The 14,108-nt window shown below is 72.5% G+C and carries 5 protein-coding genes; all 5 read right to left on the bottom strand.

What is annotated here, in order from left to right; genetic code table 11:
* Nucleotides 1-38: 38 nt before the first annotated feature.
* The 5 genes from JOD54_RS31080 to JOD54_RS31060 all read right to left on the bottom strand — a co-directional run bounded on the left by JOD54_RS31080 (nucleotide 39) and on the right by JOD54_RS31060 (nucleotide 14,108).
* Nucleotides 39-1,250 carry an MFS transporter gene (locus JOD54_RS31080; protein ID WP_204455492.1) on the bottom strand — a complete coding sequence of 404 codons (1,212 nt, stop codon included), beginning with the start codon at nucleotides 1,248-1,250 and terminating at the stop codon, nucleotides 39-41.
* A gap of 38 nt (nucleotides 1,251-1,288) precedes the next feature.
* A complete protein-coding gene (locus JOD54_RS31075; protein WP_204455491.1) occupies nucleotides 1,289-2,263 on the bottom strand; it encodes a hypothetical protein in 975 nt (324 codons plus the stop codon).
* Nucleotides 2,264-2,335: 72 nt separating this feature from the next.
* The gene (locus JOD54_RS31070) at nucleotides 2,336-2,896 is read right to left on the bottom strand and encodes a carboxymuconolactone decarboxylase family protein (RefSeq protein ID WP_204455490.1); all 561 of its coding nucleotides are present in this window, start codon (nucleotides 2,894-2,896) and stop codon (nucleotides 2,336-2,338) included.
* Between the two features lie 62 nt (nucleotides 2,897-2,958).
* Nucleotides 2,959-10,935: a hybrid non-ribosomal peptide synthetase/type I polyketide synthase gene (locus tag JOD54_RS31065; protein ID WP_204455489.1), complete on the bottom strand. Its 7,977-nt coding sequence runs from the start codon at nucleotides 10,933-10,935 to the stop codon at nucleotides 2,959-2,961.
* Nucleotides 10,932-14,108 carry a type I polyketide synthase gene (locus tag JOD54_RS31060; protein WP_204455488.1) on the bottom strand — a complete coding sequence of 1,059 codons (3,177 nt, stop codon included), beginning with the start codon at nucleotides 14,106-14,108 and terminating at the stop codon, nucleotides 10,932-10,934. The genes JOD54_RS31065 and JOD54_RS31060 overlap by 4 nt, the downstream gene beginning before the upstream one ends.

Below are 14,108 nucleotides of genomic sequence, written 5' to 3'. Positions count from 1 at the left end.
TGGACCGCCAGAGCCGGGCTGAGCCCGTGAACCCCGGCTCAGCTGGTGTGGACGATGGCGGTCGTGGTGAGTACGACCACCGCGGCGGCGCAGGACAGGGCTAGGGCCGGGTAGCCCGCCTGGGCCAGGACGATGCCTGCCACTGCGGTGCCCGCGGTGCCCGCGAGGCCCATCAGGAGGTCGGTGAGGCCTTGTGCGGCCGGGCGGACTTCCGCGGGGAGGGACTCGGTGAGCAGCGTCGAGCCGCCGATGAGGGTTGCGCTCCAGGACAGGCCAAGCAGGCCCAGGGCGACCGTCAGCAGGGCGGGGTCGTGCGGGACGGCCGCGGCGAGCAGGCAGGCGGCGAGCAGGCCCGCGGCGCCCGCGGCGAGCAGCGGACGCCTGCCGAAGCGGTCGCCCAGCCAGCCGACGAGGGGGGAGAGGCCGAACATGCCCGCGAGGTGGGTGCTCATGACGAGGCCGACCACGCCCAGGCTGCCGTGGTCGAGGTGGACCGGGGTCATTGACATCAGCGACACCATGACGAGGTGTCCGGTCACCACCGCCAGCAGACCGAGGCGGGCGGGTGGGCGCGTTCGCAGTGTGCGCAGGGCCGCGCGGATGCCGACCGCGGGGCGGTCGCCCGCGAGTCCCAGTTCGCGGGCCAGCAACAGGGGGTCGGGGCGCAGGACGACCAGCACGATGAGCGCGGCGGTGAGGAAGGTCAGGCCGCTGAGCACGAAGGGGCCCACCATCACCGCGGCGTGCCATCCCCGGAACAGGGAGTCGACCGCGGCTGAGATCGCTGGGCCCGTCACCGCGCCGACGGTGGTCGCCCACACCACTGTGGACAGTGCGCGGCCACGGCCTGCCCGGTCCGCCAGGTCGGTGGCGGCGAAGCGGGCTTGGAAGTTGGACGTCGTGGCGCCGCCGAAGCAGAACATCGCGGGGTAGAGCAGGGCCACCCAGCCGGTGGCGGCCGTGGTGGTGAGCAGCGCCGCGCCCACCGCCCCGACCAGGTAGCCCGCGGCCAGCCCGACCCGCCTGCCCCGGGTCCGCATGAGCGCGGCCCCCACCGGGGCCAGGAGGGCAGAGCCGACCACCATCGCGCTGCCCGCGAGCCCGGCCTGCGACGGACCGACCAGCCGGGCCGCGAACAGCACACCGACCGCGATCCCGATGCCCAACCCGACCCCGCCGACGAGCTGGCTCGCGAACAGACCCGCGACCGCGCGGCGCTGCACGGCGGCCGGTGTCTGATCAGCGGTCACTGTTGTCCTCTCGTCGGGTTGGCAGTGTGGGCGTCCGGTCAGCCGGTGCCGTGGCCGTGGTGCTCGGGGGCGCCGGGCGCAACAGTGCTGCTCTGTTCCCACTTGGGCGCCACGGCGCCTGCGGGTGCGGTGCGGTAGGCGAAGTCCTCGAGTGTCATCAGGTAGTCGCGCTCGCGCTGGCGGTAGCTCACGCAGGACCGGCGCGGGTAGAAGCCGCTCTGCTCGACCTGCGGTGCCCACTTCAGCGGGATGCAGTCGCGCACGGGCTTGGTCGTCTTGAGCCAGTCGGTGGCGAAGACGGTCTCCCAGAAGGTGATGTGCGCGTCGTAGGTGCCGTAGACGAAGGCCTGGGTGAACGGGCCGCCGTTGAGCACCGGTGCGCTCAGGTCGGCGATGTGGTTGCCCATCCGGCCCGCCGCGCCGGGGGCGCCGAAGCCGATCGGGTTGTACGGGTCCGGGACCGGGCGCAGCGCCTTGTCGTTGTCGACGCAGTTGATCAGCACCGCGCCGCACGGGCCGGTGCGGATGGCGTTGCGCGCGTAGTAGTCCTGGATGAAGAAGTGCAGGTCGAAGTGCGGCTTGTCGAACACGTGCTCCGGCCCGTGCCCGCCGGGCTGCCAGTTGAACATCATCCACTGGAAGGGCAGGCCCTGCAGCTTCGGGAACCACAGCACCCGCTCGTGCCCGCTCTTGCACTCCGACACGGGGTCGACGGTGCCGTTGGCGTCCTTGTCGAAGCAGGTGTTGCCGTCGTGCAGCGGCAGGGTCGGCATCGACCGGGCGGCCGCGTCGTCCACGGTGATGCCGATCATCGTCGGGGCGCCGTTGGACGACTTCGAGTAGACGGTCTGCACGTAGCCGTCACCCAGGGACGCGCGGTTCTCCACGATGATGCCGTTGTTGCCGTGGCCGTCGTGCCCCGAGTCCTGGGCGGCCGCCGCGGTGCACGCGGTGGCGCCGGAGGCGAGCAGGGCCACCGATAAGAGGATCTTGCGGATTCTGTTGCTGTTCATGGGTTCCCCCCGTGGTGCGGACTTTGTTGTGTGAGCGGGCGGTCCCAGTGCTGGGACCGCCCGTGAACCGAACTAGTGCGCCGAGTGCCCTTCCCAGCGGTAGTTCTCGAACGCGGCGTCGAGCTTCGCGCCGGTGAGCCGGTTGGCGAAGGTCGACATGGTGTAGGTGCCGATGCCCAGCACGACCTCCAGCGCGTTGCGCCGGGTGTAGCCCGCGTCGAGGAACGCCGCGAGCTCCTCGGGGGCGACGCCGCCGTGCTTGGTGATCACGGCGATGGCGAACCGGCGGATGGCCTCCAGCCTGTCGTCGGCCAGCGGCTCGCGCTCGCGCAGCGCGTCGATGACGTCGGCCTCGACGTCCTGCCCGGCCAGCATGGTGGAGTGCATCGCGACGCAGTAGTGGCACTCGACGTGGGTGGCCATCGCCATGATGACGACCTCGCGCTCCATGGCGGTGAGCGTGGTCTTGTCGAAGGCGCCGATGTTGCCCATGAAGGTGCCCAGCAGATCCGGCGAGGTGGCCATGTTGGCCACCGGTGCGGGGACGTAGCCGAACTTCTTCAGCGAGCCCTCGACCATGGGCTTCGAGCTCGCTGGGGCGGTCTCGGGGGTGTGTGCGACGAACTGGCTCATCGGGTGTGTCCTCCTGGGACGACTGGGTTCTCTGGTTGACCTCGGGCGAAGCGGGTTCTCGGCTAGCTGCTGGCCTCCTCGTCGGTACCGGTGGTCCCCCCGCACGGCGGCAGTGCCGTGCGCAGCCGGTCGGCCAACGCGGCCAGCAGCGGCGGCCGCATCACGCTGTAGTGGTCGCCCTCGAGGTCGACCACCTCGCTGCCGGGGCCGAACAGGGCCAGCCACGCCGAGGTGACCTCGGTGGTCGCGCCGTGGCGGGCGCGCAACACCAGGACTGGACCCGGGTACGGGCGCGGCCGGTGGGCCAGCAAGGCGCGGCTGTTGTGCGAGAAGCGGTCCACGATGGCGGTGAGCGTGTCGAAGTCGATGTCGTGCGGCAGAACGGATTCCGCGCGAGCTCGGTCGTAGAACTCCCGCAGGGAGGTGAATCCGGCGGGTGTCCAGTCGCGGCCCGCCAGGCCCGCGAGGTCCCGGGCGAACCAGGACAGCAGCGCCGACTCGTCGACCTCCTGCCCGGAGCCGGGTGCCTCCACCAGGTCGACCACCGCCACGAACTCGACCGCACGGCCCGCCTCGGCCAGTTGGCGGGCGATCTCCACGGCCAGTACCCCGCCCATCGACCAGCCGCCGAGCCGGTACGGGCCGGGGTGGACCGCGGTGATCGCCTCGACGTAGTGCGCGGCCATCGCCGAGAGCGAGGCAGGCGGCTCGTCGGGGGTTTGCAGCCCGTGGAACGGCTGGTCGGGACCGAGCAGTTCGGCCAGGGCCGAGTAGCACAGCACATCGCCGCCGACGGGGTGCACGAAGAACAGCGGCGTCTGCTGCCCGGTCGTTCGGATCGGCACCAGCGCGCGGCGGTCGTGCTGGGCCGCGCCGCGCAGCGCCTCGGCGAGCTGGGCGATGGTGGGCCTGGCGAACAGGGTGGCCAGCGGGAGCGACCGGCCCAGTCCACTTCGGACTCTCGACATCAGTCGGACGGCGAGCAGCGAGTCCCCGCCCAGCGCGAAGAAGTGGCTGTCGACGCCGATCTCGGCGGTGGGGAAGAACTCGGCCCAGATCTCGGCGAGGCGGACCTCGACCGCGTCGCGCGGGCCGGTGCCCGCTGCCCCGACCGGTGTGGCGTCCGGCGCGGGCAGCGCGGCGCGGTCGACCTTGCCGTTGGCGCTGAGGGGGAGCGAGTCGAGCGCGACGACCCGCGAGGGCACGAGGTACTCGGGGAGTTCAGCGCGTAGTCCGGCGAGCAGGTCGGTTTCGTCGACGGCATCGCCCACGACGTAGGCGACCAGCCGCTTGGCGTGCCGTTCGCCCACCGCGGCCGCGACCGCGGCGCGGATGCCGGGCCTGCGCAGCAGTGCCGCGTCGACCTCGCCCAGTTCGATCCGGAACCCGTTGACCTTCACCTGGAAGTCCTCGCGGCCGAGGAACTCGATGGTGCCGTCCGGCAGGTACCGGCCCAGGTCGCCGGTGCGGTAGAGCCGTTCGCCGGTGACCGGGTGCCGCACGAAGCTCGCCCGGGTGCGCGCCTGGTCGCCGAGGTAGCCGCGGGCCAGGCCGACGCCCGCGATGTAGAGCTGCCCGGGAACCCAGGTCGGGCACGGGCGCATGGCGTCGTTGAGCACGTGGAACCGCTGGTTGCGCATCGGGGTGCCGTAGGGGATCGACGTCCAGCCCGGGTCGACGTCCCCGATCGGGTACAGGATCGACCAGATCGCCGCCTCGGTGGCACCGCCGAGGCTCCACACACCGGCCTGCGGCAGCAGGGTGCGGATGCGGCCGGGCAGGGTGACCGGGATCCAGTCCCCGCTCATCATCACCACGCGCACCGGGAGGTCGGTGAGTCCTGCGGCCAGCGCGTGCTCGGTGAACATCTCCATCAGCGTCGGCACGCTGTTCCACACCGTGACCCGGTGTTCGGTCACCAGCTCTGCCCACCTAGCGGGCTCGCGCAGGGCCGAGGGCTCGGGCAGCACCACCGCGGCACCCGCGGCGAGGGCGCCGAACACGTCGTAGACCGACAGGTCGAAGTTCAGCGCGGACAGGCCGAGCACGCGGTCGGCGGCGGTGATCCCGAACCGGTCGTTGACGTCGTGGATGGTGTTGAGCGCCGCGGCGTGCTCGATCATCACGCCCTTGGGCGTCCCGGTCGAGCCGGAGGTGAAGATCACGTACGCCAGGTCGCGCGGGGCGACGGCGGTGGCGGGCAGCGGTTCGGTGCTCTCGGCCGAGTCGAGGTCGACGCTGAGCCGGACCGTGCCCTCGGGCCACCGGATCTGGCGCTCGACCGCGGACTGGGTCAGCACGGCCGCGGCACCGGAGAGTTCCAGCAGCGTGCGCAGCCGCTCGGCGGGCACCCCCGCGTCGACCGGCACGTAGGCGGCCCCGGCCTTGAGGACACCGAGGGTGGCCACGACCTGCTCCCACCCCTTGTCCATCACCACCGCGACGAGCGCGCCGGGGGTGACCCCGTTGGCCCGCAGCCACCGGTCGACCTGGTTGGACCGCGCGTCGAGGTCCCCGTAGGTCAGGGTGCGGGCGGCGAGCACGGCGACGTCGTCGGGCCGGGCGGCGGCGCGCTCGAGGAACGGGCCGTGCAGCAGCCCGGTGGGCAGGTCGGCGTCGGTCGCGTTGGCCCGGGCGCGCACGGCCAGGTCGGCGGGCGGGACCAGGACCGGCGCCGGGCGCCGCCATGCCGCCGGGTCCTCGCTCAGCTCGTGCAGCACCTCGACGTAGGCGGCGAACATCGCCGCCACCACCCCCTCGGGGAACAGCGCCTCGACGACGTCCCAGTTGACCAGCAGCGCCCCCATGTCCTCGACCACCTGGTGGTCGAGCCACACCTGGGGCGTGCGGATGGAGCTGGAGACCTCGCGACCGCGCGGGCTGAGCCCGGCCAGGTGCTGGGCCAACCCGGTGGCGGCGGGCTCGTCGTCGCGCGCCGAGAAGTTGACCATGCTCGCGAACACGACCGGCATGCCCGCGGCACCCGAGGTACCGCGTGTCCGGTTCAGCTCGCGCAGCACCTCAACGCCGGACACCGCGCTGTGCTCCAGGTCCGTCCACAGCTGCCGCTGCACGCGGTCGGCCCGCGCGGCGAACGCTTCGTCGGCCGCGCTGTGCACCTCCAGAAGCGTTGTGGCGCTGAAGTTGCCGACCACGTCGGGGACCTGCGGGTGCAGCGGGACCCGGTTGAAGAACAGCACGTTGAGGGTGAAGTCACTCGACTTGCTCCACGCCGCGAGCACTTGGGCGTAAGCGGTGGCCAACGCCGCGGACGCGGTGACGCCGTGCTCTTGGGCATTGCGCTTGAACGCCGACCACGTGGCCGGATCGAGCCGGGTGGAGCGGTGGGTGAACCGCGGCGTGCCGATCGAGGCCGGGCTGACCGCGAGCGGCAACTCAGGAGCGGGCGGCAGGGTGGCGATCCGCTCCTTCCAGTAGTCACGGGCGGCTGGGCTGTCGATCTCGGCGGCCGCGGTCACGTAGTCGCGGTAGGTGATCTCCAGCTCGGGCAGCGAGTCGACCTCACCCCGGTAGGTCGCCGCCCACTCCTTGAACAGCAGCGACGTGCTCCAGGCATCGATGATCAGCGCGTCGAGTCCGATGTGGAGTCTGGTGGTCGTGTCGTCGAGCCGGGTGGCCCTCACGTCGAACAGCGGCCAGGTGGCGGTGTCGAACACCTGGTCCTCGAGCTCGCGGTGGATCTCGGCGAGCCGGCTGGACTGGTCCGCGGCGCCGCTCAGGTCGGTCACCGCGATGACGTAGTCCTCAACCTCGGGCAGCACCCGCTGCCAGCCCTCCTGGCTGACCACGGCGCGGAGCTGGTCGTGCCGGATGATCATCGTGCGCAGCGCGGACTGCAGCCGGTCGAGGTCGACCTCGACGTCCACCTCGAGGAAGAAGTAGGTGGAGACGTCGCCGAGCTCGAAGGCCCCTGACCGACCGACCAGGTAGGCCTGCTGCAGGTCGGTGAGCGGGAACGGCTCGTGGCGGTTGTCCCGGTCGGCCACCAGGGCAGCGGGTCGCGGGCTCCCGGCGTGCTCGGTGGGCTCGGTCGGCGCACCCAGCAGGCCGAGGACCTCCTCGCCGAGGCCGGTGATGCTGCGCCCCTCCAGGAACGCCACCAGCGGGAGCGCGATCCCCAACTCCGCCGACAGCGCGTCCTTGACCTCCAACGCCATCAGCGAGTCCAACCCCAGGTTGGGCAGCGGTTCGTGCACGTCGAGGTCTTCGGCGCGGGCACCGAGCGCGCGGCCGACCACCGCGGCCAGCACGGCCGTCACCTTGCCTGGCCGGTCCACGGGCGAGGTGGCAAGCAGATCCGTCCGTGAGTCCGAAATGGACGCTGTGGACCCGGTCGCCTTGGGGCTGGCGGGGAGAGGACGACGGGCGGCTGGCACGGCCTCGGCGGGTGCCTGGGTGCGCAGCATGCTCGACCGCTGCGCGCGCTTGAGGTAGACGCCCTCGGCCTCGGCGACCGGGTTGCCCGCGGCGTCGACCAGGCGGACCGTGGCGTTGAGCATCGCGGTCGGGTCGGCGGCCGGGTGCAGCACGACGTGGGTGTAGAGCGTCTGGTCGGGGTCGTAGCCGTGGAAGGCGAACCGTTCCACGCCGACGAGCATGAACACCGCGTCGGACGGGGTTCGTTCTGGCAGGCAGGAGAACAGCGCCTGGAACATGGCGTCGGTCAGCCCGGGGTGCAGCAGGTACGGGTCGCACTCGCGCGGCCCGGGCACGCGCATGCGGGCGAGCGCCTCGCCCGGCACGTGGTGGATGTGCTCGATCCACTGCGCCGCCGCGCCGAGGTAGACCCGACGACGCCACATCGCGCGGTAGAAGTCCGCCCCCGAAGTCTCGTCCGCGAGCCGCGCCCTGATGGCGTCCAAGTCGGCGGTGCGGGAGTCCTGCGGTCCAGTGTGGACAAATCCGCGCGCGTGCCGCACCCAGTCGCCCGCGTGTTCGCCGTAGTAGTCGAACGAGTGCCCACCGTCGGTCGTCGGTTCGACGACGAGGTGGACGGCGGTGCGCTCGTCGTGGTCGAGCACCAGGCTCTGCAGCACAAGGCAGTCGCGCACGGCGGCAGGTCCCGGACCGACCAGCTCGACCGCTGCGGCGAACGCCGCCTCCAGGTACACCCCGATATTGATCACCGGTAGGCCGTCGACCACGCAGTCGCCAAGACACGGGTGCGCGGCGGCGTCGAGCACGGACTCGAACTGGACCAGGTCCAGGGGCGAGGGAACGCGCCTGCCGAGCAACCCCGTGGGCGCGGCGGGCGCGGCCGCCGCGGTGGGCGGCGCGCTGGGGGTGAACCAGTGCCGCGAGCGCTGGAAGGGGTAGAGCGGCACGTCGACGCGGGTGCGGGCCCGACCCGCCTCGAAGCCCGCCCAGTCGACCGCGACCCCGGCGACGTGCAGCGCCCCGAGGCTCTCCAGCATCACCTGGGCGTCACTGTGCTGGGGTCGCAGCGAATGCAGGAACGTCATCGGCTCGTCCGTGGGGGCGAACCGCTTCGCCATGCCCGTGAGCGTCGGCGCGGGCCCGATCTCCACGAAGGTCCGGTACCCGAGGTCGAACAGGGTGCGCATGCCCGCGTGGAAGTCGACCGGCCTGCGCACGTGCGCGCGCAGGTACTCGGCGCTGTACACACCTTCGCCGCGCAGCACACCGCCGTCGAGGTTCGACACCAGCGGGATCCGCGCCGCCTGGAAGTCCACAGTGGATGCCTCGGCCTCGAACGCGTCGAGCATCGGGTCCATCAGCGGTGAGTGGAACGCCCGGCTGACGGTGATCGGCTTGGTGCGGACGCCCTGCTCGGCCAGCAGCGCCACCGCCGCGGCGACTGCCTCCTCCGCCCCGGAGATCACGACGCTCTCCGGCCCGTTGACCGCCGCGAGGGCGAGGTCGGCGATGTCGGAGATCAGCGGCTGGACCCGCTCGGAGCTCGCGAACACAGCCGCCATGGCGCCGCCGGTGGTCAGGTCCTGCATGAGCGCGCCCCGGCGGGCGGCCAGCCGCGCGGCGTCGGGCAGGTCGAGCACGCCCGCGACGCACGCGGCCACGAGTTCGCCGACGCTGTGGCCCAGCACTGCTGCGGGCTCGACGCCCCAGGACCGCCAGAGCTGAGCCAGCGCGTACTCCACGGCGAACAGCGCGGGCTGGGTGTAGCGGGTCTGGTCGACAAGACCGACCTCCTGCGGGTCGAGCACCGACCGCAGCGGCCTGCCGAGCAGTGGCGCGAGGACCGCGTCGCACTCGTCGAGGGCGGCCCGGAACACCGGCTCGGTCGCGTCCAGCTCACCCGCCATGCCCGCGTACTGGGCGCCCTGCCCGGTGAACAGGAACACCACATCGGTCCGACTCCCGGCTGGCACGTATCCCTGGCGGGCGGCCGACACCGTCGCACCAGCGGTGACCTCGGTGAGCGCGACGTGCATCTCCTTCGGGGTCGCCCCCGCCACGGTGAGCCGGTGCGCGAAGGTGGCGCGACCGGTGTTGGCGGTCCGGCAGACATCGGCGAGCTCGTCATCGGCGGTCCGGGCGAGCCGGTCGCGGTAGCGCTCGGCCAGGGCCGTCAGCGCGGGCAGCGACTTCGCCGACAAGGTCAGCAGGTGCGCGGCGCGCTCGGGAACGGTCCTGTCCGGGGGATCGGCCAGCGGCGCCTCGGCGAGGACGACGTGGGCGTTGGTGCCGCTGGCGCCGAACGAGCTCACCGCCGCCACCCTCGGCTCGGGCCCGCGCGGCCACGGGGTGAGCGCGGTGGGGATGCGCAGCGCGAGGTCCTCGATGCCGATCTCGGGGTTGACCTCGGTGAGGTGCAGGTGCGCCGGGATCTCGCCGTGGTGCAGCGCGAGGGCGGCCTTGATCAGCCCGGCGATCCCCGCCGCGGGCTCCAGGTGGCCGATGTTGGTCTTGACCGACCCGACCAAGACCGGGTCGCCGCCCGCGCGGTCGCCGAGGACGGCGTCGAGCGCGCGCAGCTCGATCGGGTCGCCCAGGGGAGTGCCGGTGCCGTGCGCCTCGACGTAGCCGACCTGGTCGGCCCGCACACCCGCCGCGGTCAGCGCCTCACCGATGACGGCACGCTGGGCCGCAGCGTTGGGCACGGTGACGCCGCTGCTGCGCCCGTCCTGGTTGACGGCGGAACCGCGCACGACTGCCCAGATCCGGTCGCCGTCGCGCTGCGCGTCCGACAGCCGCTTGAGCACGACCACGCCGCACCCCTCGCCGCGCACGTAGCCGTCGGCGGCGGCGTCGAAGGTCTTGCAGCGCCCGTCCGGGGCGAGCATGCCCGCCTTGGACAGCACCACGAACCACTCCGGCGAGAGCAGGACGTTGACCCCGCCCGCCAGCGCCATGGACGTCTCGCCCGAGCGCAGGCTCTGGCAGGCCAGGTGCAGGCCGACCAGGGAGGACGAGCACGCGGTGTCCACCGACATGCTCGGCCCGGACAGGCCGAGCCAGTAGGACAGCCTGCCCGCGGCGAAGGTGGAGGCGTTGGTGGTCAACGCGTGCGCCCGCAGCTCGGCCGGGTCGACCTGCTGGACCTGCAGCTGGCCGTAGTCGTTGTTGGTGACCCCGAGGAACACCCCGGTCCTGCTCCCGGCGAGGTCGTCCGGCCGGATCCCGGCGTCCTCCAGCGCTTCCCAGCCGACCTCCAGCACCAGCCGCTGCTGCGGGTCGAGGGTGGCCGCCTCCTTGGGCGAGATACCGAAGAACGGCGCGTCGAACTGGTCCACATCGGACAGCAGTCCCGCGCGCTTGGTGCAGGTCCGCCCAGGTGCATCGGGTGCCGGGTCGTAGAACTTCCCGGTGTCCCAGCGGGAATCCGGTACCTCGGTGATCGCGTCGCCGCCGGAGCGCAGGAGCTCCCAGAACGCCGCGGTGTCGGCACCACCGGGCATCCGGCAGGCCATGCCCACGATCGCGATCGGCTCGGACCTGGCCAGCTCGGCCTCGGCGATCCGCGCGCGCAGCTTGCGGATCTCCACCACGCTCTGCACCAGCAACTGGTGCCGGTCGTCGGTCTCGGGCGCGGTCATCTGGTGCTCCCTGCTGCGCGTGCGGCGCGCACCTCGTCGGCCAGGATGGCCAGGAGTTCGGCTTCGGTCAGGTCGTCGGCGAGCGGCTCGGCCACCGGTTCGGCCACGCGGGTGGCCGCGGGCTCCGGCGCGGGCGTGCCGGTCGGGTCGAGCAGGCTCGCGAGGTGGGCGGCCAGGCTGTCGGAGGTGGGGTGTTCGAACATCACCGTCGCGGGCAGCTTGCGCCCGAACACGATCTCCAGGCGGGAACGCACCTGCGCCGCCAGCAAGGAGTCCATGCCCAGCTGGAAGAACCCGGCCCCCGGGTCGACGCGGGCCCGGTCGAGCTTGAGCACGGCGGTGACCGCGTCGAGGACGGTGTCGTGGACCTGCTCGCGCCGGACAGCTCCGTCGGCGACCAGCGGGCGCACCGCCGGTGCTGGGGCGACCGCTGGGAGTTGGGGGAGTGGCGCGCCCTGGACGTGGCGCGGTCCCGACTCGCGGAACCAGAAGCGCTCCCGCTGCCACGGGTAGCCGGGCAGCGACACCACCCGCCCGGACGCCGGGAACAGCAGGTCCTGGTCGACGGCGACCCCCGCGCAGTGCAGCGCCGCCAAGCCCATCGTCATCGCGCGGTCCTCTGGCTCGTCGCGGCGCATCGACGGGATCAGCACCCCGGTCTGGTCGGTGGCCTCGAAGCCCTGCTCCACCGCGGAGAGCAGGATCGGGTGCGGGCTCATCTCGACGAACACGCCGTTGCCCGTGTCCATCAGCCGCGTCACCGCGTCCCAGAACAGCACCGGTTCGCGCAGGTTGCGCACCCAGTACCCGGCGTCGAACTCCGTGCCGTCGCACACCTGTCCGGTGACCGTGGACAGGATCGGGACGGTGGCCCGCATCGGCGTGATCGCGTCCAGCTCGGCCAGCAGGTCCTCGCGCAGCGGGTCCATCTGCGGGCTGTGCGAGGCCACGTCGACCCGCACCGGCTTGCAGAACACGTTCCTGGCCCGCAGCGCGGTCGCGATCTCCTCGAGCGCCGCGGGATCACCGGACACGACGGTCGAGGTGGGGCTGTTGCACACCGCGACCGACACCCGGTCCCGGTAGCCCTCGATCAGGGCGTCGGTCTCGGCCATCGGCAGCGCGACGACCAGCATCGAGCCCCGTCCGCTGACCCGGCGCAGCAGCCTGCTGCGACCGCAGATGACGCGCACCGCGTCCGCCAGCGACAGCGCGCCCGCCACGTGCGCGGCGGCCACCTCGCCCATGCTGTGGCCCACGACCGCGGCGGGTTCGACCCCCAGCGAACGCCAGCGCGCGGCCAGTCCGACGCCGATGGCGAACAGCGCGGGCTGGACGAAGTCGATGCGGGTCGGCTCGTCGTCGGCGGCGAACACCTCGGCCATGACCGGGTGCCCGAGGTAGCGGCACATGGCTTCGTCGACCTCGGTGACCGCGGCCCGGAACACCGGGCACAGCCGCATCAGCTCGCGGCCCATCCCCGCCCGCTGGGAACCCTGCCCGGGGAAGACGAACACCACGCCGTGGTCGATGCCCGCCGTGGTCGACCCCGTGACGACAGCGGCGGATCCCTCGCCCGCCGACCACTCGTCCAGCCGCGCCACGGCTTCCCGCGCCGTCGCGGCCAGGACGGCACCGCGGTGCTCGTGCTGGGTCCGCCTGCGGGCCGCGGTGAACGCGATGTCGCGCAACGGCGCCGGGTCGTCCGCCAGGTGCTCGCGCAGGGCAGCGGCGGCGGCCTGGCGGGCCTGCGGTGTGCGGCCGGAGAACGGGACCAGGAACGGCCCTGCGGCCACCGGCTCCGCGGCGTCGGTGGCGGGCGCGGGGCCGAGGATCACGTGCGCGTTGGTGCCGCCCGCGCCGAAGGAGCTGACCGCCGCGTGCCTGTGCTCGTCGTCGACCGTCCACTCGCGACTGCGCGTCGGCACGAACAGCCTGCTGCCCTCGAGCGAGATGTGCGGGTTCAGCGAGTCGAAGTGCAGGTTCGGCGCGATGCGGCGGTGGTGCACGCTCAACGCGGCCTTGATCAACCCCACGATGCCCGCGCCCGCCTCGACGTGACCGAGGTTGGTCTTGACCGAGCCGAGGGCGCACGGCTGCCCCGCACCGCCGTAGACCTCGGCGAGCGACTCGACCTCGATCGGGTCACCGAGCGAGGTACCGGTGCCGTGCGCCTCCAGCAGCGTCACCTGGGCGGGCTCGACGCGCGCAGCTCGCAGCGCCGCCTCGATGACATCGCGCTGCGCCAACCCGTTCGGCGCGGCCAGCCCGTTGGTGAGCCCGTCCTGGTTCACCGCTGAGCCGTTGACCACGGCCCAGATCCGGTCGCCGTCGGCCACGGCGTCGGAGAGCCGCTTGAGCACGATCGCGGAGACCCCCTCGGCGCGGACGTAGCCGTCGGCTCGCGCGTCGAAGGTCTTGCAGCGACCGTCCGGGGCGAGGGGGAGGCCCTTGGCGTGGGCCATGGTCGCGATCGGCGAGAGGATGAGGTTCATCCCGCCGACGACCGCGGTGTCGATCTCCCTGCTGCGCAGGCTCTGCACCGCCAGGTGCACCGCGACCAGCGACGACGAGCACGCCGAGTCCATGCTCAGGCTGGGCCCGCGCAGGTCGAGCAGGTAGGACAGCCGGTTCGGGATGGCGCAGGCGAGCCCGCCCATGATCGTGTACGGGTCGATCTCCGTCGGGTCGGCGAGCTGCAGGTGCAGGTAGTCGGTGCAGTTCGTGCCGACGAACACGCCGGTGGCGCTGCCGCGCAGTTGCGCGCGGGTGCGACCGGCGTCCTCCAGCGCTTCCCACGCGACTTCCAGGAACAGCCGCTGCTGCGGGTCCATCCGCTCCGCTTCCCGCGGCGAGATGCCGAAGAAGTAGGGGTCGAACTCGTCAACACCGTCGAGGAAACCGCCGTGCCGCAGCGACATCCGCCCCGGCACCGCGGGGTCCTCGGCGTAGAACTCCTCGACGTCCCAGCGGTCGCCGGGGACCTCGGAGATCGCGTCGCGGCCCTGGTCGAGCAACCTCCAGAACGACCGCGGCGAGCGCACCCCGCCTGGCAGCCTGCAGCCGATGCCGACGATGGCCATCGGTTCCCGCTTGGCGTTCTCCAGTGAGTCGATCTTCGCGCGCAGGTCGCGGATCGCGGCGAGCGCCTTGGTCAGGTGGGCGTCACTCAT

Source organism: Actinokineospora baliensis, from assembly GCF_016907695.1.
GTDB classification, from domain to species: Bacteria; Actinomycetota; Actinomycetes; order Mycobacteriales; family Pseudonocardiaceae; genus Actinokineospora; species Actinokineospora baliensis.
Note: the sequence above shows the minus strand (reverse complement) of the source record. Positions and strands in the feature narration are given on the sequence as shown.